At 66.1% G+C, this 24178-nt stretch carries 23 protein-coding genes; 2 read left to right on the forward strand and 21 right to left on the reverse strand.

The window, feature by feature from the left end; all coding sequences use genetic code 11:
- Window positions 1–20: 20 nt before the first annotated feature.
- From AB0J29_RS09015 to AB0J29_RS09085, 15 genes are all read right to left on the reverse strand, one after another.
- Window positions 21–329 (reverse strand): transposase, encoded by a 309-nt coding sequence (locus AB0J29_RS09015; RefSeq protein WP_364781650.1) that lies wholly within the window; start codon window positions 327–329, stop codon window positions 21–23.
- Between the two features lie 55 nt (window positions 330–384).
- On the reverse strand, window positions 385–2619 hold the full coding sequence (locus AB0J29_RS09020; protein ID WP_364781652.1) for a hypothetical protein: 2235 nt from the start codon (window positions 2617–2619) through the stop codon (window positions 385–387).
- A 7-nt stretch (window positions 2620–2626) separates the two neighbouring features.
- Window positions 2627–4123 carry an SCO6880 family protein gene (locus tag AB0J29_RS09025; protein ID WP_364781655.1) on the reverse strand — a complete coding sequence of 499 codons (1497 nt, stop codon included), beginning with the start codon at window positions 4121–4123 and terminating at the stop codon, window positions 2627–2629.
- Window positions 4120–5601, reverse strand: a complete 1482-nt coding sequence (locus tag AB0J29_RS09030; RefSeq protein ID WP_364781658.1) for a hypothetical protein — start codon at window positions 5599–5601, stop codon at window positions 4120–4122. Before AB0J29_RS09030 ends, AB0J29_RS09025 begins: the two co-directional genes overlap by 4 nt.
- Window positions 5595–6446, reverse strand: coding sequence for a hypothetical protein (locus tag AB0J29_RS09035; RefSeq protein WP_364781661.1), 852 nt, complete (start codon window positions 6444–6446; stop codon window positions 5595–5597). Before AB0J29_RS09035 ends, AB0J29_RS09030 begins: the two co-directional genes overlap by 7 nt.
- A complete protein-coding gene (locus AB0J29_RS09040; RefSeq protein ID WP_364781664.1) occupies window positions 6440–7255 on the reverse strand; it encodes a hypothetical protein in 816 nt (271 codons plus the stop codon). Before AB0J29_RS09040 ends, AB0J29_RS09035 begins: the two co-directional genes overlap by 7 nt.
- Entirely contained in the window at window positions 7252–7872 is a 621-nt protein-coding gene (locus AB0J29_RS09045; protein WP_364781667.1) for a hypothetical protein, read from the reverse strand. The genes AB0J29_RS09040 and AB0J29_RS09045 overlap by 4 nt, the downstream gene beginning before the upstream one ends.
- Before the next feature lie 86 nt (window positions 7873–7958).
- Complete coding sequence (locus AB0J29_RS09050) at window positions 7959–8234, reverse strand: hypothetical protein (RefSeq protein ID WP_364781670.1); 276 nt, start codon at window positions 8232–8234, stop codon at window positions 7959–7961.
- Between the two features lie 8 nt (window positions 8235–8242).
- Window positions 8243–8539 (reverse strand): hypothetical protein, encoded by a 297-nt coding sequence (locus tag AB0J29_RS09055; RefSeq protein WP_063043704.1) that lies wholly within the window; start codon window positions 8537–8539, stop codon window positions 8243–8245.
- Window positions 8540–8564: 25 nt separating this feature from the next.
- Complete coding sequence (locus tag AB0J29_RS09060) at window positions 8565–9206, reverse strand: DUF6668 family protein (protein WP_364781673.1); 642 nt, start codon at window positions 9204–9206, stop codon at window positions 8565–8567.
- Window positions 9203–10078, reverse strand: a complete 876-nt coding sequence (locus AB0J29_RS09065) for a hypothetical protein (protein WP_364781676.1) — start codon at window positions 10076–10078, stop codon at window positions 9203–9205. Before AB0J29_RS09065 ends, AB0J29_RS09060 begins: the two co-directional genes overlap by 4 nt.
- A 19-nt stretch (window positions 10079–10097) precedes the next feature.
- Complete coding sequence (locus AB0J29_RS09070) at window positions 10098–11030, reverse strand: hypothetical protein (RefSeq protein ID WP_364781679.1); 933 nt, start codon at window positions 11028–11030, stop codon at window positions 10098–10100.
- A gap of 51 nt (window positions 11031–11081) precedes the next feature.
- Entirely contained in the window at window positions 11082–12680 is a 1599-nt protein-coding gene (locus AB0J29_RS09075; RefSeq protein WP_364781682.1) for a cutinase family protein, read from the reverse strand.
- A 380-nt stretch (window positions 12681–13060) separates the two neighbouring features.
- Window positions 13061–15466 carry a RelA/SpoT family protein gene (locus AB0J29_RS09080; protein ID WP_364781685.1) on the reverse strand — a complete coding sequence of 802 codons (2406 nt, stop codon included), beginning with the start codon at window positions 15464–15466 and terminating at the stop codon, window positions 13061–13063.
- Between the two features lie 192 nt (window positions 15467–15658).
- Entirely contained in the window at window positions 15659–16630 is a 972-nt protein-coding gene (locus tag AB0J29_RS09085; RefSeq protein WP_364781688.1) for an alkaline phosphatase family protein, read from the reverse strand.
- 524 nt (window positions 16631–17154) lie between these two features.
- On the opposite strand from AB0J29_RS09085, the gene AB0J29_RS09090 reads away from it, so the two are divergent.
- Window positions 17155–17487 carry a YnfA family protein gene (locus tag AB0J29_RS09090; RefSeq protein WP_364781691.1) on the forward strand — a complete coding sequence of 111 codons (333 nt, stop codon included), beginning with the start codon at window positions 17155–17157 and terminating at the stop codon, window positions 17485–17487.
- A 33-nt stretch (window positions 17488–17520) separates the two neighbouring features.
- Here AB0J29_RS09090 and AB0J29_RS09095 read toward each other — a convergent pair whose 3' ends face one another.
- From AB0J29_RS09095 to AB0J29_RS09110, 4 genes are all read right to left on the reverse strand, one after another.
- Window positions 17521–18141, reverse strand: coding sequence for an NUDIX hydrolase (locus tag AB0J29_RS09095; RefSeq protein WP_364781694.1), 621 nt, complete (start codon window positions 18139–18141; stop codon window positions 17521–17523).
- 391 nt (window positions 18142–18532) lie between these two features.
- Window positions 18533–18892 carry a DUF4345 domain-containing protein gene (locus AB0J29_RS09100; RefSeq protein WP_364781800.1) on the reverse strand — a complete coding sequence of 120 codons (360 nt, stop codon included), beginning with the start codon at window positions 18890–18892 and terminating at the stop codon, window positions 18533–18535.
- A gap of 109 nt (window positions 18893–19001) precedes the next feature.
- A complete protein-coding gene (locus tag AB0J29_RS09105; RefSeq protein WP_364781697.1) occupies window positions 19002–20267 on the reverse strand; it encodes a hypothetical protein in 1266 nt (421 codons plus the stop codon).
- A gap of 68 nt (window positions 20268–20335) precedes the next feature.
- Entirely contained in the window at window positions 20336–20836 is a 501-nt protein-coding gene (locus AB0J29_RS09110; RefSeq protein WP_364781700.1) for a helix-turn-helix domain-containing protein, read from the reverse strand.
- An 88-nt stretch (window positions 20837–20924) separates the two neighbouring features.
- On the opposite strand from AB0J29_RS09110, the gene AB0J29_RS09115 reads away from it, so the two are divergent.
- Complete coding sequence (locus tag AB0J29_RS09115) at window positions 20925–21356, forward strand: nuclear transport factor 2 family protein (RefSeq protein WP_364781703.1); 432 nt, start codon at window positions 20925–20927, stop codon at window positions 21354–21356.
- Here AB0J29_RS09115 and AB0J29_RS09120 read toward each other — a convergent pair.
- Both AB0J29_RS09120 and AB0J29_RS09125 read right to left on the reverse strand, forming a co-directional pair.
- The gene (locus AB0J29_RS09120; protein WP_364781706.1) at window positions 21327–22907 is read right to left on the reverse strand and encodes an ATP-binding cassette domain-containing protein; all 1581 of its coding nucleotides are present in this window, start codon (window positions 22905–22907) and stop codon (window positions 21327–21329) included. The genes AB0J29_RS09115 and AB0J29_RS09120 overlap by 30 nt on opposite strands.
- A 680-nt stretch (window positions 22908–23587) precedes the next feature.
- On the reverse strand, window positions 23588–24160 hold the full coding sequence (locus AB0J29_RS09125; protein ID WP_364781709.1) for an adenine phosphoribosyltransferase: 573 nt from the start codon (window positions 24158–24160) through the stop codon (window positions 23588–23590).
- Window positions 24161–24178 lie beyond the last annotated feature (18 nt).

Raw genomic sequence — 24178 nt, forward strand, 5'->3', positions numbered from 1 at the left:
GTTCACTCGCCGACGCTCGCTCATGATTGCCGCCGAGATTCGTTGAGGGTGTCGGCCAGGGTGCGGTTCATCTCCGCGGCGGCGGCCAGTTGTTGTTGTAGCAGCGCGACTTTGCGGCGCAGCGCCGTCGCGTCCAGGCGCTCCAGACTCGGCCCCTCGGCGGCGCGGACCCAGTTGCGCACCGAGTTGGTATGCACGCCGATCTGGTCGGCGACTACCCGGCATGCCTCGGATTCGCTGCGTAGTTTGCCGGTAAGTGCGATGACTTGCTCGACCGCGGCTTTGCGCACTTCCGGCGACACTCTCCGATAGGACCGGTGCGGCATCATGCGCCCCACCTCCCACGGCCGTCCGCCGGTCTCGATAACAGTGCGAGCAGCCCGCTCATGCGGCACTCCCACTGGGGGAATCGCCACCACGCGAAGTCGACTCGGTGAACTCGGAGAAGCGCTGGTTGGTTTCGTGGATCCCACTCTCCTTCTCGGACAAGGTGAATTCCATATGGAACGGGATACCGGGACGGCGATCCTCACCGATCTTCAGTAGGAATTTGCCGGTACCCGGTGGCGACGGGCGAAGCTGACCGGGTTTGAGCGCCTCGCCCGTCAACGCCTGCGGTGCGGACCATCCGGTCACCATCTCCTCCTCGGCGGACGTGAACGGAACCACGCTGTCCAGGCGCTTGATCTCCTCGCCGGGCAGCGCGCCGAATATCTTGGCGCGCGCGCGTTCGAGAAAGCCGAGGGCCTTCGCGATGGCGGCTTCCGATCCCAGTGCTTGCAGGTCCTTGATGGTGTGGCTGATCATGATCAGCGCGGTGGCGATGGTGCGCTGCAGACGGGTCAGCTCATCGACCCGGTCGACCATGAAGTCGCCGAGGCCGAGCACCTGCCACAGCTCGTCCATCACCACCTGGAAATAGCGCTGCTGGCCGAGTTTCGCATCGGCGAGCACATGCGCGGCCTCCACCGAGGCAAAACCATCGGCCCAGCAGGCCAGCATCACGGCGGCCTTGAGCTTCTTATCGCCGGTAGGGATATGGGATACGTCGATGCAGACCGCGACCGCGCTGGTATCGATCGGAACGCTGGTCTGCCCGTTGAAGATCGCGCCGAACGGGCCCTGGGTCAAGGCGCGCAGCGAGCGGCGCAGACCCTTGATGGCCACCTGGTAATCGTTCGGATCATCGGCGCCGGCGTCGAGTTGCAATTCGTCACCGCCGGCGACGATTACCTCGAGCAGGTTCTCCATGATGGGCGGTTGGTCGGGTGTGTAGCCGCTGCCCGGCCGATAGAGGATGCGCAGCGCGGTGGAGATCAGTGTCTCCTCGTAGTCGCGCACCCGGGCACCACGGACCAGTTCGACCAGGCCGGCGATGAGCGTGACCTGGCGGGCGCGCATATCCTGCAGCACCTGAAGTTGCAGCGCCGGAAACTCGTCCAGCATCGGCACGACCGAACCGAGCACACCGGCGGCGAGCGGGTTGAGCTTGCCGTGCCCGTAACCGAGGTCGATCACCTGGCCGCCGACCAGTTCGACCAATTTGCGGTAGTCCGGTTTCACGTCGGCCAGGATCAGTGGCGTGATGCCCTGTGCGATACCGCCGAGCACGATCCGGCGCACCAGCGAGGACTTACCGAAACCGTTGAGCCCCAACACGAAAAGGCTGGGCGCGGTGATGAAGCTGCCGCGCAGGAACCAGTTCATCGGGTCGAAGCAGACCGGGGCGCCGGTATGCAGATGCGAACCGAGCGGGGTGCCGATCAAGGGCGCACCCGCGCCGACCGACCACGGCCACAGACCGGCCACCTGGGCGGTGGTTGCCCGGTATTCGACCGGGCGGCCCACGACATTCATCCGGCCGCCGCCGGGACCCATGTAGCCGCGATCGGTGAGTTGCGCTGTGCTGCGGTCGAATCCGTCCTCGAAGACCTGTTCGGCGCGGGCCGCGTAGTTGCGGCGGCGGATATCGTCGGTGCGGATCCGGAAGGTCGCGAAGGCCGCCCGCAGGCCAGTGCCCTCACGGCTGATCTGCTCGAGTTTGGCCCTGGTCGCATCGTCGAGCAACGGTGGGCCGGACTGTTTGCGCTTGTCCGACCTGGCCTTCGCGCGACGGGCGGCCTTATCCATCTGCGGGGTTCCCATGGCACGGTCGGCGGTGTAGTCGACCTTGGCCGCGCGCTGTGCCTCGCGACTCGTTCGCGAGCCGTTGCGTTCCGGTCGTGCCACGCGTTCCCCCCGTGCCGGTCGTTGCGGTGCGCCATCTCGCGGGCGAGCGGTCCTGGCGCCGTCTGGACGTCCACGTTCGGCCGAAGTCCGTTCACCCCGGACGTTTTCCGGCCTGGGGCGGTCGCGATCCGCATTGCGCGACGGTCGCCGCTCCCGATCGGACGTTTCGCCGATGCCGGTCCGCTCGCCGCCGCTCACCCGCGCCTGGCCCCGCAAGGCCCGCCGATCCCGGTCGGGCATCTCTTCGATGCCCGACCGCTCGGCCCGGCGGCTCCCGGAGAGCCGCTGAGTCCGTTCGTCCGTGGGCCGCTCCCAAGCCGCGTCTTCGGGACGCCGCCTGCGGCGCATCTCGTCCCGTTCGCGCACGGGTGGCTCGTACTCACCTGCCATGTATCGCTCACCCCGCCAAGGCTTTCGGAATTGTCGCGTGTTCCGGCAGAATCACCCCACAACCGAGCGAGGCCGCGAAGGCCGCCGCCTGGTAGCGGTAGCACCGCCGGATCTTCAACCGCGCCTGGGTGGACAGGTCGCGAGTAATGGCTTCGATACGCGGCAGATCACCGCGCAGGGGCTCGGTGATGGTCACCAGCGCCCCGAAGCGGGTCACACCGTGACCCCGGGCTTGTTCTTCTCGGGCCTGCTGGGTGGCACCCACCCGCAGGGTCGCGGCCGCCGAGACGACACCGCGTTCGCTCTGCTGGGCCACCAACGCGTTCTTGAAATCGTCGTCGACGATTTCGGCAGCGTCGGCGGCCGAATGCGGCCGGTACACGATGGCGATGCGCTTACGTGGCACTTCGGGATTCGGCGCGAGCAGCCGCTGCAGCACCCGCTCGTCCACCGCGCCCTCGGGAGCGGCATCCATCTCCCAAGTGACCGAGCGGCCACCGTCGTGCACCAGGTGATCCCACTTCTCGTCGTGCGAAACCGGTCCGGCATCGGCCCAATCCAGCCCGTGCCCTTCGGGTTCGCCCGCCGCGACCTCGAGATCGGCCTGCGCGGCCGGATCATAGCTGCGCCGGATGAACGAGATGACCTCATCGGCCGACATCGGTTGGGCGCGCACGCCCGCCTCGGCCAGCGCGGCACAGATACCGGGAAGCCTGCGTCCGATCTCGACGGCTTCCTCGGCCGGATTCTTCCGGCGCTCCGCGGTAGTCGCCTTGAAGGTGATCGCGACGCGCGGCAGCAGCTGCACCCGCTCCTGCGGTAGCTCGGTGGCGAGTTCGTACATCACCTGCTGCGCCAGCTCCGGCGCCTCCGGGCGGGTAATGGTGGCGACCTCGGTCAGCAGTCGGTTACCGGTCTCGGGCACGGTATCGATCACCGGGACGACGGCGACGATGTCACTGGTCTGGCCGACCGAGGCGAGGAAGGTGCCCCAGGCCGAGACCCAGCGATCGATGACCGGCTGGTCCACCGCCTCGTGCCCCTGTGGCCAGGCCCGCAGAACCACTGTGTACTGGGCGAATTGCGGCAGGTGGATCATGCCGAAGCTGTAGCCACCCGCATCGATGCCCTCATAGAGCTTGGAGGGCGCGAGCAGGCCAGGTAGCCGCGTGACACCGCCCGGAATCCGCGAGAACCGGCCACCGCGATACACATGCTCGCCGCGATTGCGTGAGCGCATCCAGTTGAACATCATCAATCCGTTCTCGTATCCGGAGCGGCCCCCCGTCCGCCACACCAGTGGAACCATCACGACAACGCCGGTGCCGCCCACGATCAGACCCCACTTGAAACCGCCCATCATGGCGCAGATCAGGGCCGTGATCACGACGACGAAGCCGATGACGGTCTCTTCCCAGCGCAAACCGAAAAGGCCTGCGCTGCGCGGCTTTTGCCAGAGCCCGTACGCGCGGCGCTCGTAGGGATCGCTCGTCGTCATCGTCATCGCGGAATGGTGCTCCTCCCGAGGTCGGGCGAACGGTTCGCCCAGCGGTCGCCCGCCACATCGCCCATGGCTTCATCGGCGCGGCTCAGCGGCGCGGTCGCCGCGCGGGCCACGCCCAGCGCACCCGCCGCCCGCGACGCACCGGACGGTACTCCCGCTCCTCCCTGCGGGGCGGAGGCGCGCGGAGGTGCACCTGCCGGCGCTCCGCCGCCACCACCACCGCGCGGCGGGGCCGGACGCGGCGCGCCACCGCCACCGCTCGGACCGCCCGCGCCGCCCGGTGGACGCGGTCCGGTGGAGGTGCCACCGACGTAACCCGCCGACCCCGGCGCGGCGCCCTTGACCGAGACGGCCTTGGTCCCCACCGCGCCCAAAGCGCCCACCGCGAGCAAGGTTCCACCGGTCGCGGTGAGACCGGAACCACCGCTGCCCACGATCGCGACCGCGGGCGTGACCAACCGCATCAGCGCGGGCAGTACGAACGCGACACTACACAGCAGCACGATCGCGACCAGCATCCGTTGTGCCTGTTCGCCTTCGGGCAGTCCGCCGGTAGTGGTGAGCGAATCCACATGGCCCGCGGTGGTGAACGCGATCATGTAGACGATGGCGGCCACCGGCTTCCAGAGCATGAACGCGATGATCCAGCCGATCAGCTTCTGATACGACTGCTTGCCCACATTCATCCCGGATGCGGCCGCCGCCAACGGCAGCACACCGGCCGCGATGATCAGCAGACCCTGACGCACAATGGCGAGCACGATCTGCGCCAGCGCACCGAGCAGGCCGACGATTGCGATGATCAGCACCAGACCCGGCGAAAAAGCCTGCAGCTTACTGGTTTTCACCATCAGCTCGGCCAGGTCCTTGGCATTGCCATTGGTCGAGTCGTTGATGATCCACTCGGAGAAGCGATCCGAGGCCTGGGTGCCCGCGACGATGACCGCGCCGAGCATCCAGGAGCTGAAAACCACCCGCGTGAACATGCGGAACGATTCGGCCGCCTCGTTCATGGCGGCGCCGCGTCTGGCCTCGGCCAATCTCGCGCCGGACAATATCACCGAGGCTATGAGCAGCAATATCTGCGCCTGATAGGTGTAGTCGTTGATCTTGACGAACAATGAACCCGAATCGCTGGCCGCCTCGTTGGGGACCTTCATCCAGAAGGTCAGTGCGAGGATGATGGCCTCACCGAGGCCGTTCATCAGCGAATCGACGACCTTGCCGAAGGTCGAATCCCAGGCCTTGTCCTTGATCGCGTTCGCCACGCCGGCCGGGTGCGAGGCGGCATTGCCCGCCTTGCATGCCGCCGACGCGGCATCACCGAGGGATACGCCCGGCAGCCCGACGTTGTCGAGAGCGTCGTGCAGTTCGTTGCACGTATCGTCGAAACCGTATGTCTGGCCGTAGGCCACCGTCGGCGTCGCGATCATCACCGTGAAGATGACCGCGAAAATCGTGACTATTCGCCTCACCATTGTGTCCACCCCTCGATGCTTCGCAAGGAATCGATCTGGACTTGCTGTTGTCCGCTCACCGCCGTGAGCTTCCAATCGCCGTCGCGCCATATGACTGCCAGGCGCATGCCGACCCATGTTGGTTGGCCATCAGCTGTTTCTCGGGCCTTTCTCGCAAACTGGATGCTCGCGGAATCTTCGGTATAGCTCTCGATTCGGAATGCATCCGAAGCGAACAGCAAGGGCCTCAATTTGTCCGGCAGCCGATCCGAGACCTTGCCTTCGGCCACGAGTCGGTCGTAGTCGGCCAGGTATTGCGGCGTGACCGCGACCAGCCGCAGTAGCAGATCGCGGTCACGCGGGTTGGCATTGGTGCGCCAGTAGATCTGTTCGGCCGCCAGGGCCGCGCCCTGGGGTGTATGCGCGAATCCGACGGCGGCTTTGCCGTCGATGCGCGCCGGGCCGTCGGAGGTGGAAAACCGCACCACAGGCCCGCCGAATACCCGCTGCCACACGCCTTGGTCGCCAGCGGGCTGCGGCGCCGCGGTCTGCCAGGTCGGTGCGCCCGGCCACTGCTGCAGCGCCGGATTCTGTTCCAGCGCAATACCGGTGCCGTTATCGGGCACATCCACTCGGCGGCCGAACATATCGGCTTCCGGGTCGCCGAAACTCGACGCTGCAGTGCCGGGCACATTCTCCGAACTCGTGCCCGCCTTCGACATTTGGTCGCCGCCAACGGTGTTGTCCCGCATGGCAATCACGGTCACCAGCACCGCGATGATCACCGCGAGCAACGCGCCGACGCCAAGCATCGCAACCCGCGAACGGTTGTGTGCCGGACCGGATCCGGGGCCGGTAGTCACCATTTGGTCCACCCGTTCAGCGACTCGACATATGCGGTCTGCGAGTTGCTGGAGGTGGCCGGTTTGAGCCGCCAGTCCCCCGCATCCCAGATCATCACCAAGCGCAGAGCCGCCCACAACTGCTTGCCGTCGACCACCGGACCTCGAGTGGCCAGCTGGATGATCGCCAAATCGTCCGCATAGTTCTCGACCTTGAACGCATCCGAGGCGACGAAGTACTTGGTCACCTTCTCCGGCTGCTGTTCCGGAAGTTTGTCCTGGGACAGGGCCTTGTCGTAGGCGGCGATCTGCTGGGCCGAGACGCGGACCTGGCGGACGTAGAGGTCGCGGTCGGCGGGGCGCGCGTTGAGGCGGTAGGTGATCTGGGCTGCCGCGAGCACCGCGCCCTGCGGGGTATGCGAATACCCGACGGCCAGACCGTCTTCGATGCGGGTCGGTCCGTCGGAGGTGGAGAACGGGACCGAGGCGCCGTAGACCCGCTGCCAGCCGTGTGGCGCGGTGGTGCCCTCTGGTGCCGCGGTCAGCCAGTCCCCGTCCAACGGTCTGCGCTGCTTGGTCGGATCCTGCGGAAGCGGTTGTCCGGCAGAGTTTTTCGGAATATCGACGCGCCTGCCGAGAATATCCACATCGGGGGTCGCGAAGCCCTCACCGCCGGAACTCGCTGCGGCGGCGGCCTTGTCGCCACCCGAACCCGAGTCGTCCCGGCTCACGTATACGAAGATGCCGACGATCACGATGAGTACCACCACAGCGGCGGACGCGATGACACCGAAGGAGACGCGATCGCGCGCGTACGACTCCTTCTCACTCACTTCGGTGCCTCCAATATCACTATGTCCGTGGGTAATTCATCGACCGCCTCGATGGGCCGGGCGGTCGACTCGGGATCCGGCAGTCGTAATCTCCAATCGTTGCCGAACCATTCGACCGTGGTGTGGTTCACCGCCTTCGAGTTGTCCGAATATGCCGTATAGACGTCGACGGCGGAGGTTGCGTCGGTGTAGCCGGTGATCTTGTACCCGAGCACTCTCGGCACATACTCGGGCGCGGCCGGACCGGTGATCGAGAGCTGGACCCGGTTGACCGCCCATACGTCTCTGGCCTTGTTCGGCACCACCTCTTGACGCACGATATCCGCCCATTGGCTGTCGGCGGCCACCGACAATCGCACCGTGTGCACGATCGCCGCCAGCGCCGCGCCGATCGGCGAATGCTCGAAACCCGTTGCGGCACCGTCGGATATCCGCTTCGGCCCCTGGTCAGCAGTCGGCAGTGCCACCCCCTGGAACGGCTGCCACCGCACATGCGTCGGCGCGGCCGTCGGGTTCGGGCCGGAATCGCGGTCACCGCCGCCGCAGCCGACCGCGGCCAGCAGCAGGGCTACACCGAACGCTCCGGCTGCGGGCGTGCGGATGCCGCGCCGCCACACGCCGGCTTGTTCCTGCGGCTCTGCAGTTTCGCGCGACCTGCAAGCAGTCGCCAGCGATATGGAAATCATCTCAGGCCCATCCCGGTTCACGTCGGCAGGAACGCCAACGCGATCCCCGAGGCCGTGCTCGCCACCGCTGCCCCGAGCAGACTCATCAACACGCCGTGCGAGGCGTCGTTCATCGCCAGGTCGCTCCGGAAGGCGATCCACAAGCGGCCGGCGGAGACGATCATCCACGCCAGGCACACCAGCAGTACGAACCAGAGCAGCCAGTTCAGCAGCTGCATCAGCGGTTGCAGCACTTCGGCGGGCATCTGCTTGTAGGCAAGCAGTTCCGCCGCCGACAGTCGCACGGTAGCCATCGCGTACATCAGGTTCCGATGACGGCGTTCATGATGGTGCCCGCGCTCGTCGCGACGACGCCGCCGATCATGGCTCCGGCCACCATCTTCGGCGATTCGAGCCCACCACCGGTCCACTTCTCCCACGCGAACTTGCCACCCGCGTAGGTGATTCCGCAGATACCGGAAAGCAACACGAACCAGGTCAGGTAGCGGACCAGCTGCAGGATCTTCTCCGAGCCGGGAGGCGCCTCCGGTGTCGGGTTACCGACCTGAGCCAGCACAGTGCCGTACGTGTCATGTACGGCAAGGAGAATCATGCTCATCGGCTGCCTTTCTTGGTAGTGGTGGTCAACGGTCGCCCTCCTCGAAAGATGCGCTGCTGTCCAGGTTTTCGCGCACGACCGCAACGATATCCGCTCCGAGTTCCCGGATCTCGAGCGGAACTTCGTCGAGCGGGTCGATCCTTTTCTTCTTCTGCGGTATCTCGTCGCCCGGGTTCCAGATCGGCAGGCTCTCCGGTTCGACGAGGGTCCATTCCTCGTACCACGGGACCTGCCAGACCTGACCGGCCAGGGAGCCGACCACATCGCGATAGCGGCGGATTTCGGCGGGCATGCGACCGGGGCGGGCCGCGACAGTGATCAGTCCGAGGATTTCACTGGAACCGGCGAAGCCCGAATGATGTTGGCGCAGAAGGTCATGTGCGCGGGTGAGTCCGGCGATGGTCTCCCGTGCCACCAGGACGACGAAGGGCGATTCGTGGTCGAAGACGCCGGGCCAGCGGCGGCCCGCATCCGCCGCGGGCGCGAGCACACGTGCGAGAGTACTGGCTCCGGCACCGCCATGTACGCCGAGCAGCCACCACAGCGGCGCCCGGCCGACGCCGGGTACGGGACGGTCCCAGATGGGCGCGCGACGAGACTCCGGTGGGGCGACCACACCGGCCTGGGCGGCTTCGGACTGACGACGAAGTTTCATGGCGGCCGTCATGATGCCACTCCGGCGAGCAGCCGCCCATAAGCCCGGCGCGTCTCCGGAGCCAGCGATGCGTGGCGAATGAGTTCACCGCGCGCAAGATGCGGATCGTAGGGAATCTCCATGATGTCGCGGACCCAGCCGGAAAGGTGCTCGCGCAAATGGTCGGCAACATGCGCGTCCACACCGGGAAGTTGGTGTGAGACAACAATTGTGGTATCGCCAACGATACCGCCGCCCTGCCCATCGGCCGAGTCGACGAACTGGTCGTCGAGCCATTCCAGGGTCACCCGCAGCCGATTCGCGGCATCGGCCCGCGCCGGAATGGCAAGTACCAGAGCGACATCCGAGTCATCCAGCAGGGGCCGCAGCTGCCGTCCGGCAATCGGGTTGCCGCCGTCGTAGACAGCGGTATATCCGGCGTCATAGATCGCGCGCGCGACTGTGAGATATGTGGCACGCCGACGCAGCGGCGCGGCGTCGCGCCACAGCAGTCCGATGCCCGAACTCGCCTGCGACAGACACTCCTTCAATGGCGCCGGTTCATCGTTACCGCGCCCGTACAACCACGATTGCAGGCTGATCGGATGCAGGTGCTCATCGGCCCCACGCAACGCCAGATCGCTGCCCGCCACCGTGGCGTCCACTGCCACCGCCGAAGTGCCCGTCATGCCGAGTTCACCGGCCAAGCCCAATGCCGTGGTCGTCGTTCCCGCACCACCACAGCCACCGACCACCAGAATCGAACGCTGCGTTGTTTCCGCGGATTCACTTGCACCGCCCTTACGCCGCAGACGCACCACCGGAGCCTTCGAAGGCGTGTGCCGGTCCGACGGATCACCCTCATCGGGTGTCTCATCGAGCCAGCGGCTCCAGTCGTCTCCCATCGCTATCAGCTCTCCCTATTCATCCGGCCGCGATGCTCGCAATGAGCGTGCGGCCGTCGACCACCGCCGTGGTGACGGTCTGCATGTTGTACGTGGCGGGCGCGCCGCCGGGGCGGTACTCGGTGACCTCGACCGAATACCGGTTGTCGGTAACCGTCTGGATCCGCACGCAATGCGTGGTGCCCAGCGGAATGGTGTCGATGCCGTGCTGAATCACCGTGGCCGAGGAGATATTCGAATCCGGTGCGACCACCGCCCGGACCTGCTCGGCGGAGCGTTCCACGTAGTAGGCATATTGGAACGCCATGATCGCGGCCGGTCCGGAGTCGGTGCCACCGGGTTCGGCACTGCGCACGATGCGGTCACCACGCTCGGTCGGGCAGTCGGCGATGCCATTGGATTGGACACTGCCCGCGGTGAATTGCATCGACGGCACGACCGGAGCGGCGGCGCGATCGCCGGACGAGCGCAGCAGGAACAGCGCACCCGCGGCGGCCGCGACCAACAGCAGTACGGCCACGACGAGCACCGCGATCACCCGGGCCCGACGCGCGGCCGGATGATCGCGCGCCTCTTGGCGCAGCGCGCGCGTCGCGCGTGCCGACCGTTCGCGCGGTCCGTTGTCGTGGTCGTCCTCCGGCCACGGGAACTGTACAAGTTCGCCATCACGCGGACCGAGGTACTCGTCGTCGGGGCCGGGGGCACGTCCAGCCACCCAATCCGACCAGCCACCGGTGAATTCGCTGCGATGGGAGGCCAGATCGGCGGGCACCTCGTTGCGTGTACGCATGTCGTCGGGATCCTCTTCGCGAATGTAGTGCGGATACCGGGGCGCGCCGTCCTCGTCACCGGGTTCCTGCAATCCGGCCTCGTCGTGATGCGGAGTCGCCACTCCGGTCTCCGGCTCCAGTGCGCCGTACCAGCGCGACAGCTGTTTGTACGACTTCAACATTCCCCCATTCCCGCAGCGCGAGGCACGTGCATCATCGGACCCTCTCTGCGATCAGTTCGTGGAGAACGGGTAGGTGTTGTTCAGGGTGCCGGGTACTACGGTGGGCGGAGTCGACGTCGCGCCGCCGGATGAGGCGCCATCGGCTCCTGTCCCGAACGGGAATTGTCCCGTACCGGACGAATTCGGCGTAGTCGACGCGCCGGAACTCTCTCCGAAGAATCCGGTGGTCGATTTCGTGCTGCCACCGATAGGCACAGCTCGGCTGCCGAATTCATCGGCCAGATCGTGTGCCACCGCGGCGAACCAGTCGGCGACGAATCGGGTGGGTGCGGCACCGGTGGCGGTGACCGCAACCGTGCTGTAGGCGCCGTGGCGCTGCACGGTATCCCAATACCGCACCCAGGTCGTTACATTGAGCAGTTCGCTGTTATCGGTGATGTTCTGTACAACCGCGTCGAAGGCCTGGGTGACCAGTCGGGCACCGGTCGTCGGCGGCACCAGCTGCGGAATCGCGCCCAGCAATTTCGTGCCGAACAACAAGATTCCGGAGACCGGATCGGCCAGCCCCGCGGTGGCGAGTTGGCTGATATCGGCCGAATTGATCACCGACTTGACCACCGCGACGACCGCGTTCAATCCGATCATGCCGACCTTCAGCATCGCCTGCAGTGCCGCAGGAATATTCAGCGGCGTGCGGGGATCGGCGGCATCGGCCAGGCGCTGTGAAATCGACTTCTTCGGCGAAATCGACAAATTCGCGAGTGAGTTGCCCTGAACGTCCTCGTCGACGACTGTGGTCGCGGTCTTGATGGACGTGTACGCCAGCGCCTGGGATATCGACACCAGTGACGCGATCGGATCGCCGCCACTCAGCTTGGACTGGCCCGCGATGGACGCCACCGCCTCGAGGATCGGCGCGCCCTCGGGTGCATCGCACGCGAGATCGCCTGCGGCACAGAAACTCGCGACACGCCCGGTCAGCGCGGCGAAATCGGGGGCCTTATCGCGTTCCGGTCCGATACCGCCGCCGCTCGCGGGCTCCTGCGGCAATGCCACGATCGATGCGATCCGATCCCCCGACGCGCCGGGCGCGGGGTCCGGGGTTGCCTTGCCCGGCGAACCGGGAAAGAGCGGCGCACCGGGATTGCGGGTCGGATCGGCGAACAATGCGACTGCAGCGACCTTGTCGGGCGGAATCACGCCGTGGCCCTGACCGACCTCCTGGGCGAACATCGAGGCCACATGCGCGCCTTGCGAATAGCCCACGATCGCGAAGCGGGTCTCGGTGCAGCGGGCGGCGATATCCTGGGCCATCGAGCGCAGCCGGAACAGTCCGCCGGTCACCGACTCCGCATACGACGCGGCACCACCGGCGGTCGCGCCGCCGAAGCCGGATTCGTATGGGACATAGGCACGCTCGACCAGGCCGGGATCGGCCTTCGCCAACATCGGCATGAAGACCGTGGAGAGCATGCCGGTATCGGTGGTCGGCGCGGCATCCGGTGACGATTCGCCGGTGCCCTGAATTCCCAAGGCGTACAGTGCCGGACAGGTTCCGATCGCGATACTCGTCGTCGGCCCTGCGGAATCGGACGGTTCCGCTGCGGCAGTGCCTGTGATCGCCACAGCAGCGGCGAACGCAGTCAGCATTCCCGAGATCCGTGCCGTGTAGCTCACCATAGCGATCCGCAATCAATTCGTGTTGCCGCAGCTAACCTAAACGCCATGAAACGCACTAAACCGTAACAGATTCCAACTCTTACTGCGGCTTCGACGAAAGGTTTGCGCGAACCGCCGAGCGGCGCATGGCAGTTCACGGCGTGCCATCCTGGATAACCCGACAAGTTTCCGACGCCGAAGATCACCCGCAATCCATCGGCGATCTTCGGCGATTCGAATCATCAACCTGGACTTCGCATTCCGGCGAAACCCTGATCCACGCGAGCACGCGACCGCAACAGCAAGCGGCCTACCGGCGTGCGCCGATGCCTCGGACGCCGAGTACGTCCAATGCCGGTTGACGGAGCGATCTAGGTGGCTGAGGTCACCCGGTAGACGTCGTAGACGCCCTCCACATTGCGCACCACATTCAGCAGGTGGCCGAGATGTTTCGGATCGCCCATCTCGAAGGTGAACTTGCTGATCGCGACGCGGTCACCGTGCGTGGCCACCGAGGCGGACAGGATATTCACCTTCTCGTCGGCGAGCACCTTGGTCACATCCGAGAGCAGCCGGGTGCGGTCGAGTGCCTCGATCTGAATGGCGACCAGGAAGACCGAGGAAGGCGACGGCGCCCACTCCACCTCGATGATGCGCTCGGCCTGTTCGCGCAGCGAACCGGCGTTGGTGCAGTCGGTGCGGTGCACACTGACCGCGCCGCCGCGAGTCACGAAGCCCATGATCTCGTCACCGGGGACGGGAGTGCAGCACTTGGCGAGTTTGGCCACCGTGCCCGTCGCGCCGGGGATCAGTACCCCCGCGTCACCGGTCACGCGCTGCCGGCTCGGCGTCGTCGACGGGGTAGAACGCTCGGCGAGCTCGTTCTCTACATCACCGATGCCACCGAGCTGCGCCATCAACCGCTGCACAACATGGTGCGCGGACACCTGATGCTCGCCGACAGCGGTGTAGAGCGTGGAGATATCGGTGTAGTGCAGCTCGTGCGCGACGGCGGTCATCGCGTCCACGCTCATCAGCCGCTGCAGCGGCAGCCCGACGCGGCGGACCTCCTTGGAGATCTGCTCCTTACCACTTTCCAGTGCCTCTTCGCGGCGTTCCTTGGCGAACCATTGCCGGATCTTGGCCTTGGCGCGCGGAGAGACCACGAAGTTCTGCCAGTCGCGACTGGGTCCGGCGTTCTGCGCCTTCGAGGTGAATACCTCGACGACCTCACCATTTTCGAGCTGACGTTCCAGTGCGACCAGCCGGCCGTTGACCCGCGCGCCGATGCAGCGGTGCCCGACCTCGGTGTGCACGGCGTACGCGAAATCGACCGGAGTCGACTTCTGCGGCAACGTGATCACATCACCCTTCGGGGTGAACACGAAAATCTCCGGTGACTTCAGGTCGAAACGCAACGACTCCAGGAATTCGGCCGGGTCGGCCGCCTCCCGCTGCCAGTCGAGCAGCTGACGCATCCACGCCATATCGTCGACTTCGGTGGAATCGTTGGAATGTTTGCCGCGGGTCTCCTTGTAGCGCCAGTGCGCGGCGATGCCGAATTCGGCGGTGCGGTGCATGTCCTGGGTGCGGATCTGCACCTCCAGCGGCTTACCGTCGGGCCCGACGACCGTGGTGTGCAGCGACTGGTAGACACCGTAGCGCGGCTGGGCGATGTAGTCCTTGAACCGGCCCGCCATCGGCTGCCACAGCGAATGCACCACACCGACCGCCGCGTAGCAGTCGCGCAACTCGTCGCACAGGATGCGGATGCCGACCAGGTCGTGGATATCGTCGAAGTCCTTACCCTTGACGATCATCTTCTGATAGATCGACCAATAGTGCTTCGGGCGACCCTCGACGATCGCGTTGATCCGCGACGCCGCAAGCGTATTCACGATCTCCGCGCGCACCCGCGCCAGATACGTATCGCGCGATGGCGCGCGGTCTGCGACCAGGCGCACGATCTCGTCGTACTTCTTCGGGTGCAGGATCGCGAACGCGAGGTCCTCGAGCTCCCATTTGACCGTGGCCATACCGAGGCGATGCGCCAGCGGCGCGATCACCTCGAGGGTTTCCTTGGCCTTCTTCGCCTGCTTCTCCGGCGGCAGGAAGCGCATGGTGCGCATGTTGTGCAGGCGGTCGGCCACCTTGATCACCAGCACACGCGGGTCGCGCGCCATGGCGATGATCATCTTGCGGATGGTCTCGGCCTCCGCGGCGGCACCCAGGTTGACCTTGTCGAGTTTGGTGACGCCGTCGACCAGATGCGCGACCTCGGCGCCGAAGTCCTGGGTCAGCTGTTCGAGCGAATAGCCGGTGTCCTCCACGGTGTCGTGCAGCAGCGCCGCGACCAGTGTGGTGGTGTCCATGCCGAGTTCGGCGAGGATATTGGCCACCGCGAGCGGGTGGGTGATGTAGGGGTCACCGGACTTGCGGAACTGGTGGGCGTGGCGCTCGTCGGCGACGTCGAAGGCACGCTGCAGCAGCGTGAGATTCGCCTTCGGATACAGCTCGCGGTGCACGCTGGCGAGCGGTTCGAGCACCGGTTTGACCGCAGCGATACCGCGCTGGCCGGTCATGCGCCGGGCCAGGCGGGCGCGCACCCGTCGCGAGGCGGAGGTCGGTACCGCGGCCGCGGTACCTGGCTGACGCACCGGTGTCCTATTGCCGCTCACCTGCGGTTTTGGCGTCGTCACATCCGGGGTGGTCGCACCGTTTGTCTGCGGGGCGCCTGCCGATTGCTCGACATTCGCCTCGCCCAGATGCTGAGTCATGCCACCGCCTCTCCACGCCGCGATCGGACCACAGTAGCCGACCGCTGCAACCGCCCAGACCACAACTTTAGTCCGAGCGCAGGTCACCTGCCCGATGCGAGGTTGCCGAGTCGGAAATGCCCCGGTTGTGTCGGTGAATTACCGCGGCCGGACCACCGGTGGCGATAACGAACGGAGCGCGCGAAACGCGCCTTATCGGCTGGTGAAGGGTTCAACGGGCTGACGGATGCGGGATTGCCCGTCGAAGTCCGGGTCGAGCGGAGCGTGGAAGATATCCAGCACGGTCGGGGTGATATCGACCAGGGAGAAACTGGAACTGGTCGCGCCCGCTAGGAAGCTCGGGCCGCGGGCGATGACGAAACTGCCTGTCTCGTCCGGGGTTTGACCGCCGTGGCCGCCCTTGGGGCGGTGGCCATGGTCGGTGGTGACCAGGATGGTCCAGCGTTCGGCGGGGTGGGCGCGGGCGCGAGCGTCCACGGCCGCGACTATGCGGCCGACGAGGGCGTCGATGCGGATAATGGCGTCGCAGTATTCACCGGACGCGCCGCCGTGCTGGTGACCGGCGCGGTCGACCTGGTCGAGATGGGTGAAGAGGAAGTCGGGGGCGTATTTGGTGATGGCGGTGACGACGCTGTCGGCCGTGGCGGCGTCGGTGGCGCTTTCGTTGTCGTCACCGGGGACGAGCGGGGTAGAGATGACGACGTCGGCGCGCGGATCACCGCTGGCCGTCATGGTGGCGATCTGATCCCAGGTCGCGATGGACTGGGTTTTAAGGGCCGGATCGTGGCGCTCGAGCCGGGTGAAGATCGTCGGATATCTCGCGAACGGGGTGGCGTCGAAGTTGTTGTCGGTTATGCCGTGTTTGCTGCCCCAGACGCCGGTGAGAGTGGTGGCCCAGGACGGGCCGGAGATGGTGATGTGCGGGGCGATGGAGGTGCGGCCGAGGGTGCCTTCGGCGCTGAGCCGCAACAGGTTCGGCGCCCGCACCTCCTCGACTTTGCGATACATTGTGCCGTCGAGCCCGATGAGGACGACCTTGTCGGCTTGGGTGGCGGCCCGCGCGTGGCCGGCGGCGAGGACGGTCGAAGCGGCCACGACGGCAACCGCGCCGGAGAACAGTTGCCTGCGTGCGAGGAACGTGGTGGCTACGGTTCGCGCACTCATATCTCGAACGATCCGGTACGGCAGTACTTTTTGGGTAGCGCACCGAGCGAGTGTTCACAGACGTTTCATCGGTATCGCCGTCACCGGTCGCCTTGCTGAACAACCACTGAACTAGCAATAGCCGATAGCTATTCATAATGCTCACGGGCGCGTAGCGGTGAGGTGAACAGAAACCCGTTGACACGCCGTTCAGGGTGTGGGCGGCTGACCGCCATGCCCCGCCGTACCCCTTCTGATCGCCGCTGTATCGCCCTGATGCATTTCGCACCGGTCATCGGCACGCTGGTGGGTAAGCCGCCGGAGATCTATCCAGGACTGGGCCGTCACGACTTGGGTGCGGCCGCGGATGGGGCGCCCGGTGCGGGCGTTTCACAACCATGCGCACGGAGGCACGGAATTCGGACGTACCGCGGGCGTGGTGCCGGTGCGGAATGTGTCGTATCCAGGGCTCGGACGCACGTATGCGGTTTACGAGGTATAGAGCATCGAGCGTCGCGCTACGGACCTCACGGTACGTTCTCCGCATGACGATCGCGCGGTCACTGCTGCTGTTCGCCCTTGCCGCACTCGCCGAAATCGGCGGCGCCTGGCTGGTCTGGCAGGGCTGGCGAGAACATCGCGGGCTGCTCTGGATCGCGGCGGGCGTAGTCGCACTCGGCGCCTACGGCTTCGTCGCCACCTTCCAACCCGACCCGAACTTCGGCCGCATCCTGGCCGCCTACGGTGGCGTCTTCGTGGCGGGCTCCCTCGCCTGGGGCATGATCGTCGACAAATTCCACCCCGACCGCTGGGATTACCTCGGCGCCACCCTCTGCCTGCTCGGCGTAGCCGTCATCATGTACGCTCCACGCGACTGAACAGCGGAAAGCATTGGCGCGGTACGCTATTCGTCAGGGAGCGAAGGCCCAGACAGCGGCGGGGCGGCCGGTGGCTTTGACGCGGCGGCGTTCGGTGGTCCGTTCCAGGCCGGGGATGGCCGCCAGGGTGCGGTTCAGGTTCGCCGGGTCGGGGCGGGCGCCGAGGACGGAGGAGCTGAGTTCCACCGCGCGGGTCGCCGGGAATTCGTCGCCGGTCAGCGCTCTGGTGAAGGCCATATCCTTCCAGAGCAAACGGGCCAGCAGCCCACGCGCGGCAGCGACGATTCGATTGTGATCGAAGGCCAATTGAGGCACCGCATCGAACGAAACCCATTGTGCGGCCCCTTCGTGCGGCCCGACCACCGCCCACATGGCAATGGACAGCGTCGGCCCACGCGGGTCACGATTCGGTTCGTCGAAGGTCACCAACTGCCCGACCGCCCCGATCGCCGCCTCCGGCACGCCCAACTTGGCGTGCACCGCTCGCCGCGCCGCCGCGGCCAACCGCTCCCCCCGCCCGAGCAGCACCCCCGGTAGCGCCAACTGCCCGGTAAAAGGCTCCAACTCCCGTGGTGCGATACCCATGCTCACCCCGGCATCGTCGGCCCAGAACCGCAATGCCAGCACATCAACCGAAACCACGGATTGCTCCACGCCACCCGATCCTGCCGCACCCCGGTCGGCTCACGCCGACTGACGCGCCGTCGAGCCACCATCTCCCATTGCGCAACCTGCCAGTGGCAGCGACATCCCGGGCCGGGGTGCGGGCCGTTGGCGGTCAGCACTATCGGGGCACCGAGTTGGTGCGGCCACAGCACCGGGTCGACTGGCACGGCGGTCAGGATCGGGTCCGCGGTGAGGTCCCGTTGCTGGTCGAGGTCTTGCCAGCGGTCTGGCTACCGGCTACTGACCTCCTCTGCCACAGCTGGACCAGGGATTTCCGGCCCTCGAGCTGTATCCGGCAGTCACGGTTCTTGATTGGCGCTGCACAGACCGGGTAACGGGCCAGCCAGGCACGATATCTGGTCGCGAAGCGACGATCGGCTCAGCAGGCCGACACCAGAGCCGCGCCAGCGACCATTTCGAGAATGCAGTAGAACCAGTTGGGATAGAAGGCGATTCGGTCATCGAGTACCGCGGATATGATGCGACCGAACGCCATTCCACCGAGTGCGATACCGATGGTGACCATGATTCCGGTGCGCAGGGCTCCGTCGTGGGTCGCCGCGACCGCCAGCATCGCCGCCATCGCGAGACCGAATCCGCCATAGACGGCACGGATCTCGTAGCGTGCCACGGTGTGCTCGAGGCGAATGCCGAAGGGGCGGATCAGCGCGGCGGGGGCCGCCAGGGCATATATCCCCATCCCGAGGAAGAACACGCCGACAACGGTATCGACCACAATAGCCAAGGGAACCTCCTGTTGATTCAGAAGGCCAGCTTGCTCGGCCTGAGCGTGCACCCGCTTCCACAAACGTGCGGTCAGTCCCTGTTGTAGCGCAGCGAGCGCCGGGCTACTGCTGGACGAGTCGACGACAGCCGTCCCGCCCGCCGGGCAGACCCACCGCATCGAGCCAGCGTTCGAGTTGGCCGAGCTGCCAGAGATCATCGATCTCCACCAGTACCGCGAGGAACGACAACTGGGCGACGGACAGTTCCGATCCAATACCGTTCGGATCGGGAAAGGCCCTGCACAGGAAGGAAATACAGTCATCGTGCACGGTGCTCGGATTCGCGGCCCATGCCGCTTCGATCGCGGCGGGCAGCAGCGTCTCGAAATCGTCGACGCGGCTGACGAGTTCGCGGATGACATCGTGGCGCAGCCAGCCGTCCTGTCCAGGCAGGTGGCGATCGAACCACCGGTCGATGACCGCCGGATGCTCCAGCGCGGCCAGCAGCTCATCGGTCGCGCACTGCTCGGCGGCGAATGCGGGCGCGAGCGCGGCACAGGTGCGCACGCCGGGATGGGCATCGGCCAGCAGTTGCTCCGGACGGCCGCCATTGAGCCCGGATATCCGTGCGGCAGTGGCTCGTTCGACCGGATCCGACATGGTCGACGCGATCTCGTCCAGCCGCCGCAGCAGCGCGACCCGCTTCTCGGCATAGGCCGGATGCGCGGTGAGTTCGATCAGCGCCCGCAGCGCGGCCATGCGCACCGTCACATCCGGATCGTCGACCAGGGGCTCGACCACATCGATCACCCCGGGAATGACGGCGCGACACGCGATCTCGTCCCTGGCGCGCATCGCGGCGCGGAATACATGGTCATCGATGGCGGCGAGCAAGCCCGGTGGGGTCGGAACATGTTCCACCAAAAGGGCATTCGCCGGATCGGGCCCCAACTCGAGTAGCCCGGCACGCCGATTCGCCTTGACGCGCTGCAGATCCTCCTCGGTGCGGCCGGACGGATAGGCCTCGGCATAAAGTTGCTCATCGGAGATTCCCGAACAACACCCCTGGGCGAAGACCTCGAAGTAGTCCAGTAGCGCGACACGCAACGGTCGCGGGCCCGGCTCCCACGGCAGGATGTCCGCTACCTTCATCTCGGTATGTGGACGCGCCAGCAATTCGGCCACGATCGCGACGAATGGCGCGGTCGCGGAATACACACTGCCCTGATGCAGTAGCGCGGCATCGAGATAGCCGACCGCGTCGACACAGGCCTCGGCATCGCCGTCGATCAGCGCCCGCAGGTGCGCCGGAGCATCCACCGCCGGGCCGTAAGCATGTTCCAGCTCGGCCCAATCGATATCGGCTATCGCCCGTAACACCGGATCCATCGGATTGATGATGCTGCAGCCGAGCACGTCGATCAACTCGAGCGAAACACTTGCGTTACCGGGCAGACCTACGGCGCCGGTTCCAGATGATCACCGATCAGCATGGTTCCCGGCCCACGCTGCGCACCGGGACCGTGCCGCCAGTACACATTGTCGGCAGTGAGCGGCGCGCCGCAGTCACGGCAGACCACCACCCCGGACGTCGGATGTCCGCAATCGCGGTGTACGACCAGCGCGGGCGGACCCGCCGGCCCGGCGAGCCATTTATCGCCCCATGAGATGAGCATGGTGAGCACCGGATACAGATCGCGCCCCTGCTCGGTGAGCACATATTCATGGCGCGTCGGATTCGTCTGATATGCCCTGGCCTCGACGATCCCGTACTGCCGCAACGCCTCCAGGCGCGCGGTCAGCACATTCGAGGCGATGCCCAGATCGCGGCGGATGTCCTCGAACCGGTTCACCCCGACGAAAAGGTCGCGCAGGATCAGCGGTGTCCACCGCTCCCCGACCACGTCGAGCGTTCGCGCGATCGAGCACACAATGTCGGACATGGCAGCTTTGGGCACCCGCCCATGATAGTCCATTGCTTTTTGCAAGTGACTCGGATAGGTTGCGAAGCATCGAGAAGATCGAGCACGAGGAGTGATGGAGACAATGCCGGATGCTGTGACGCGGTTTCGTGAGGCGACGGAGGCCAGCGATTTCGATGCGCTGATGACGACCCTCGCACCCGATGCCGCGCTGACCTCGCCGCTCTCCGGCAGGTTGGTCTTCCGCGGTCACGACGATCTGCGCATCCTGCTGACCGCGGCGTACGGCAGCCTCGGTCAGCTGCGCTGGACCGAGCAGATCGGCGACGGCGCGCGCCGAGTTCTGCTCGCCGCGGCCGCCGTCGGACCGTTCCGGATGACCGAGGCCATGATCCTCGAATTGGCCGACGACGGCCGCATTCGCCGACTCGAACCGCACCTGCGGCCCTGGCTCCCACTGACCCTGCTTGCGGTGCGGCTGGGACCGCGCCTACTTCGTCATCCGGGCCTCATGCGCCGCGCGCTATCACGCGTCGACCAGCCCGTCGCCGGTTAGTTCGAGACGTCTGGTCACCCCGATATCGTCGAGGAAACGAGGGTCGTGGCTGACGACGATCAGTGCGCCCTCGCAGTTGGCCAGGGCCTGGGTGAGATGGTCGAGGCTGGGCAGGTCGAGATTATTGGTGGGCTCGTCGAGTAGGAGCAGCCTCGGGGCCGGATCGGCGAGCAGGAGCATGGCGAGAGCCGCGCGCAGGCGTTCACCGCCGGACAGGGCCGACGCCGCGACGTCGGCGTCGGTGCCGCGGAACAGGAAGCGGGCCAATTGGGCTCGGATCTGTTCGGCAGCGGCGTGCGGTGCGGTCGCGGCGACATTGTCGAAGACTGTGCGCTGCTCGTCGAAGATGTCCAGGCGCTGCGGCAGCATCCGCCACGGCACCTGCGGCGGTTCGGCGGCAATGCGTTGCAGCAGTGTGGTTTTGCCAGCGCCGTTGCGGCCGGTCAGTGCGATCCGCTCCGGACCCGAGACCCGCAATGTCACCGTCGGACCGCAAGCCAGTTCCACCTCCTCGAGATCGATGACGCCCTGGCCCGGATACAGCCGCGTGTCCGGCAGGTCGATCCGGATCTGCCGGTCGTCGCGCAACAGATCCTCGGCCTGCTGCAGCTGTTCCTTCGCAGTGTCCAGCTTTTCGATGTGGTTATTGCGCAGCTTGCCCGCCGACACCTGCGCGGCCCGCTTGCGTTCGCCCATGACGATCTTCGGCTCGCGTTTGTTCTCGAACATCTTCTGCCCGTAGCGCGCTCGGCGATCGAGTTTGATCCGGGTCTCGACCAGTTCGCGTGCCTGTTTGCGAACATCACTGCGCGCGTCCCGGATCGCGGCGCGCGCCACCTCCTGTTCCACGTGGATGATCCGCTCGTATTCACTGAAATTGCCGCCGAACAAACGCAATTCACCCTGACGCAGTTCGGCGATGGTGGACATGCGCTCCAGCAGCTCGCGGTCGTGGCTGACCGTGAGAACGGCGCCCGAGAATTGGGCGAGGACCTCGTAGAGGCGTTGGCGGGCAACGTGATCCAGGTTGTTGGTCGGCTCGTCGAGCAGCAGCACGTCCGGTTCGCGCAGCAGCTCGGCCACCAGGCCGAGCAGCACCGTCTCGCCGCCGGAGAGGGTTTCGAGGCGACGGTCCAGCCGTTCGGTCGAGTCGGCGAGGTAGTGCAGCCCGAGTCGACCGAGCAGCGCGATGGCACCCTCCTCGACGTCCCACCGCGTGCCGACGAGATCGAAGTCGGACTCGTCGCCGAGGCCGGATTCAATGCGGTGCAATGCTTTTCGCGTTTCCGCGATGCCCAGCACGGCATCGACGCGCTGACCGTCGCCAAGGCCGAGGTCCTGACGCAGATATCCCAGCCGCCCGGTGACCGTGATCGAACCGCGCGCCGGTGTCAGCTCACCGGCGATCAGCCGCAGCAGGGTGGACTTGCCCGCGCCGTTGCCGCCGACCAGGCCGAGATGGCCGGGTCCGAGCACCGCGTCCAGACCGTCGAAGACGGGGGTGCCATCGGGCCAGGAGAAAGTGAGATCGGAAAGAGACAGATTGGTCATGTGAACCCCAGAGGTTGCGCGGGAACGCGGCGCACAGGATGCGGGCCGCCCGAGTGGCTACCTCATGAGAGCAACTACATGACTCCGATCAACGGGGATAAGACCTGTCCAGATTAAACACATCCGCGGATGCTGCGCCACTGATATTTCGATCACACGCTCTGTCCGCAACGCCGCGGCGGCTCCTACCTCTGGGTGACAGCGCCACGCCGGCGGCGCATCGAGACAGCGGCGACACCATCATGGGCAAGGTCATCATGGCGGCCACCATGTCGCTGGACGGCCTTATCGCCACGCTACCGACCAGATCGGCCGCTATTCGACTGGCACGGCAACGGCGATATCGAGATCGCGCCCGGCGATCCGGAACGCCTGTTCCAGGTAACCGCGGCCGCGCGAAATACCTCACCGAATCGTGGCCCGCATAGGCGCCTGTGTCATCTGTCGCCCGCCTGTTCGACCTCACCAACGACTGGAACGGCCCACCCGGCGCCGGCCACACGGTCTTCGTGGGAACCCACACGCCACCCACCGACTGGCCTTTCCGCGCGCGCCCTTCACCTTCGTCACCGACGGCATCGCGAGCGCCGTGGCTCGAGCGATAGCTTCGCCGACCATCGTGACGTATCGATCACCGCCGGCGAACTCGGCGCCGAACCAGCAAACCGCAGACGGGTGACCTAGATTCGCACCACCGCGGTCAACGGGTAATCGCCTTGGCGGTCCCGTCCGTTGAGGAATCCCAACTCCAGAACGACTGCGGCTGCGACGATTTCGGCTCCGGCAGCCTGGAACAGGTCCGCGGCGGCGGCCAACGTACCACCCGTCGCCAACACATCGTCGAGCAGCAGAATGCGCCGCCCCTTCAGCTCGACACCGTCGGCCGGAATCTCGAGCGATGCGACGCCGTACTCGAGGCTGTACTCCCGCGAGATGACCGGCGGTGGCAACTTCCCGGCCTTGCGCACCGCCATGACACCGGTTCCCAGTGTCGCGGCAACGCCGGCCCCGATGATGAATCCGCGAGCGTCGACACCCGCGACCAGGTCGGCATCGGGCGCGCACGCCGCGAGGCAATCGATAACGGCCCGGAAACCCTCCGGATCGGCAAAGACCGGCGTGAGATCGGCGAAGCGAATGCCAGGAGACGGGAAATCATCACGCCAGCGGGTCAGGCGCTCGACCATTTCGGCCGCCTGACCTGTCCGCTCGGCTAGAGCGTCCTCCGATTCCACCGCCGCATGCTTGCTCATCGACACCTCTCCATGTTT

The sequence above is a fragment of the Nocardia sp. NPDC049707 genome, from assembly GCF_040674855.1.
Lineage (GTDB): Bacteria > Actinomycetota > Actinomycetes > Mycobacteriales > Mycobacteriaceae > Nocardia.

Excerpts from the sequence above, each read along its gene's own strand:
- AB0J29_RS09030 (WP_364781658.1), bottom strand. The coding sequence starts at position 5,601 with ATGGTGAGGCGAATAGTCACGATTTTCGCGGTCATCTTCACGGTGATG.
- AB0J29_RS09055 (WP_063043704.1), bottom strand. The coding sequence starts at position 8,539 with ATGAGCATGATTCTCCTTGCCGTACATGACACGTACGGCACTGTGCTG.
- AB0J29_RS09090 (WP_364781691.1), top strand. The coding sequence starts at position 17,155 with ATGACGATCGCGCGGTCACTGCTGCTGTTCGCCCTTGCCGCACTCGCC.
- AB0J29_RS09060 (WP_364781673.1), bottom strand. The coding sequence starts at position 9,206 with ATGACGGCCGCCATGAAACTTCGTCGTCAGTCCGAAGCCGCCCAGGCC.
- AB0J29_RS09125 (WP_364781709.1), bottom strand. The coding sequence starts at position 24,160 with ATGAGCAAGCATGCGGCGGTGGAATCGGAGGACGCTCTAGCCGAGCGG.
- AB0J29_RS09115 (WP_364781703.1), top strand. The coding sequence starts at position 20,925 with ATGCCGGATGCTGTGACGCGGTTTCGTGAGGCGACGGAGGCCAGCGAT.
- AB0J29_RS09085 (WP_364781688.1), bottom strand. The coding sequence starts at position 16,630 with ATGAGTGCGCGAACCGTAGCCACCACGTTCCTCGCACGCAGGCAACTG.
- AB0J29_RS09075 (WP_364781682.1), bottom strand. The coding sequence starts at position 12,680 with ATGCTGACTGCGTTCGCCGCTGCTGTGGCGATCACAGGCACTGCCGCA.
- AB0J29_RS09070 (WP_364781679.1), bottom strand. The coding sequence starts at position 11,030 with ATGTTGAAGTCGTACAAACAGCTGTCGCGCTGGTACGGCGCACTGGAG.
- AB0J29_RS09025 (WP_364781655.1), bottom strand. The coding sequence starts at position 4,123 with ATGACGATGACGACGAGCGATCCCTACGAGCGCCGCGCGTACGGGCTC.
- AB0J29_RS09050 (WP_364781670.1), bottom strand. The coding sequence starts at position 8,234 with ATGGCTACCGTGCGACTGTCGGCGGCGGAACTGCTTGCCTACAAGCAG.
- AB0J29_RS09015 (WP_364781650.1), bottom strand. The coding sequence starts at position 329 with ATGATGCCGCACCGGTCCTATCGGAGAGTGTCGCCGGAAGTGCGCAAA.
- AB0J29_RS09035 (WP_364781661.1), bottom strand. The coding sequence starts at position 6,446 with ATGGTGACTACCGGCCCCGGATCCGGTCCGGCACACAACCGTTCGCGG.
- AB0J29_RS09065 (WP_364781676.1), bottom strand. The coding sequence starts at position 10,078 with ATGGGAGACGACTGGAGCCGCTGGCTCGATGAGACACCCGATGAGGGT.
- AB0J29_RS09105 (WP_364781697.1), bottom strand. The coding sequence starts at position 20,267 with ATGGATCCGGTGTTACGGGCGATAGCCGATATCGATTGGGCCGAGCTG.
- AB0J29_RS09020 (WP_364781652.1), bottom strand. The coding sequence starts at position 2,619 with ATGGCAGGTGAGTACGAGCCACCCGTGCGCGAACGGGACGAGATGCGC.
- AB0J29_RS09120 (WP_364781706.1), bottom strand. The coding sequence starts at position 22,907 with ATGACCAATCTGTCTCTTTCCGATCTCACTTTCTCCTGGCCCGATGGC.
- AB0J29_RS09080 (WP_364781685.1), bottom strand. The coding sequence starts at position 15,466 with ATGACTCAGCATCTGGGCGAGGCGAATGTCGAGCAATCGGCAGGCGCC.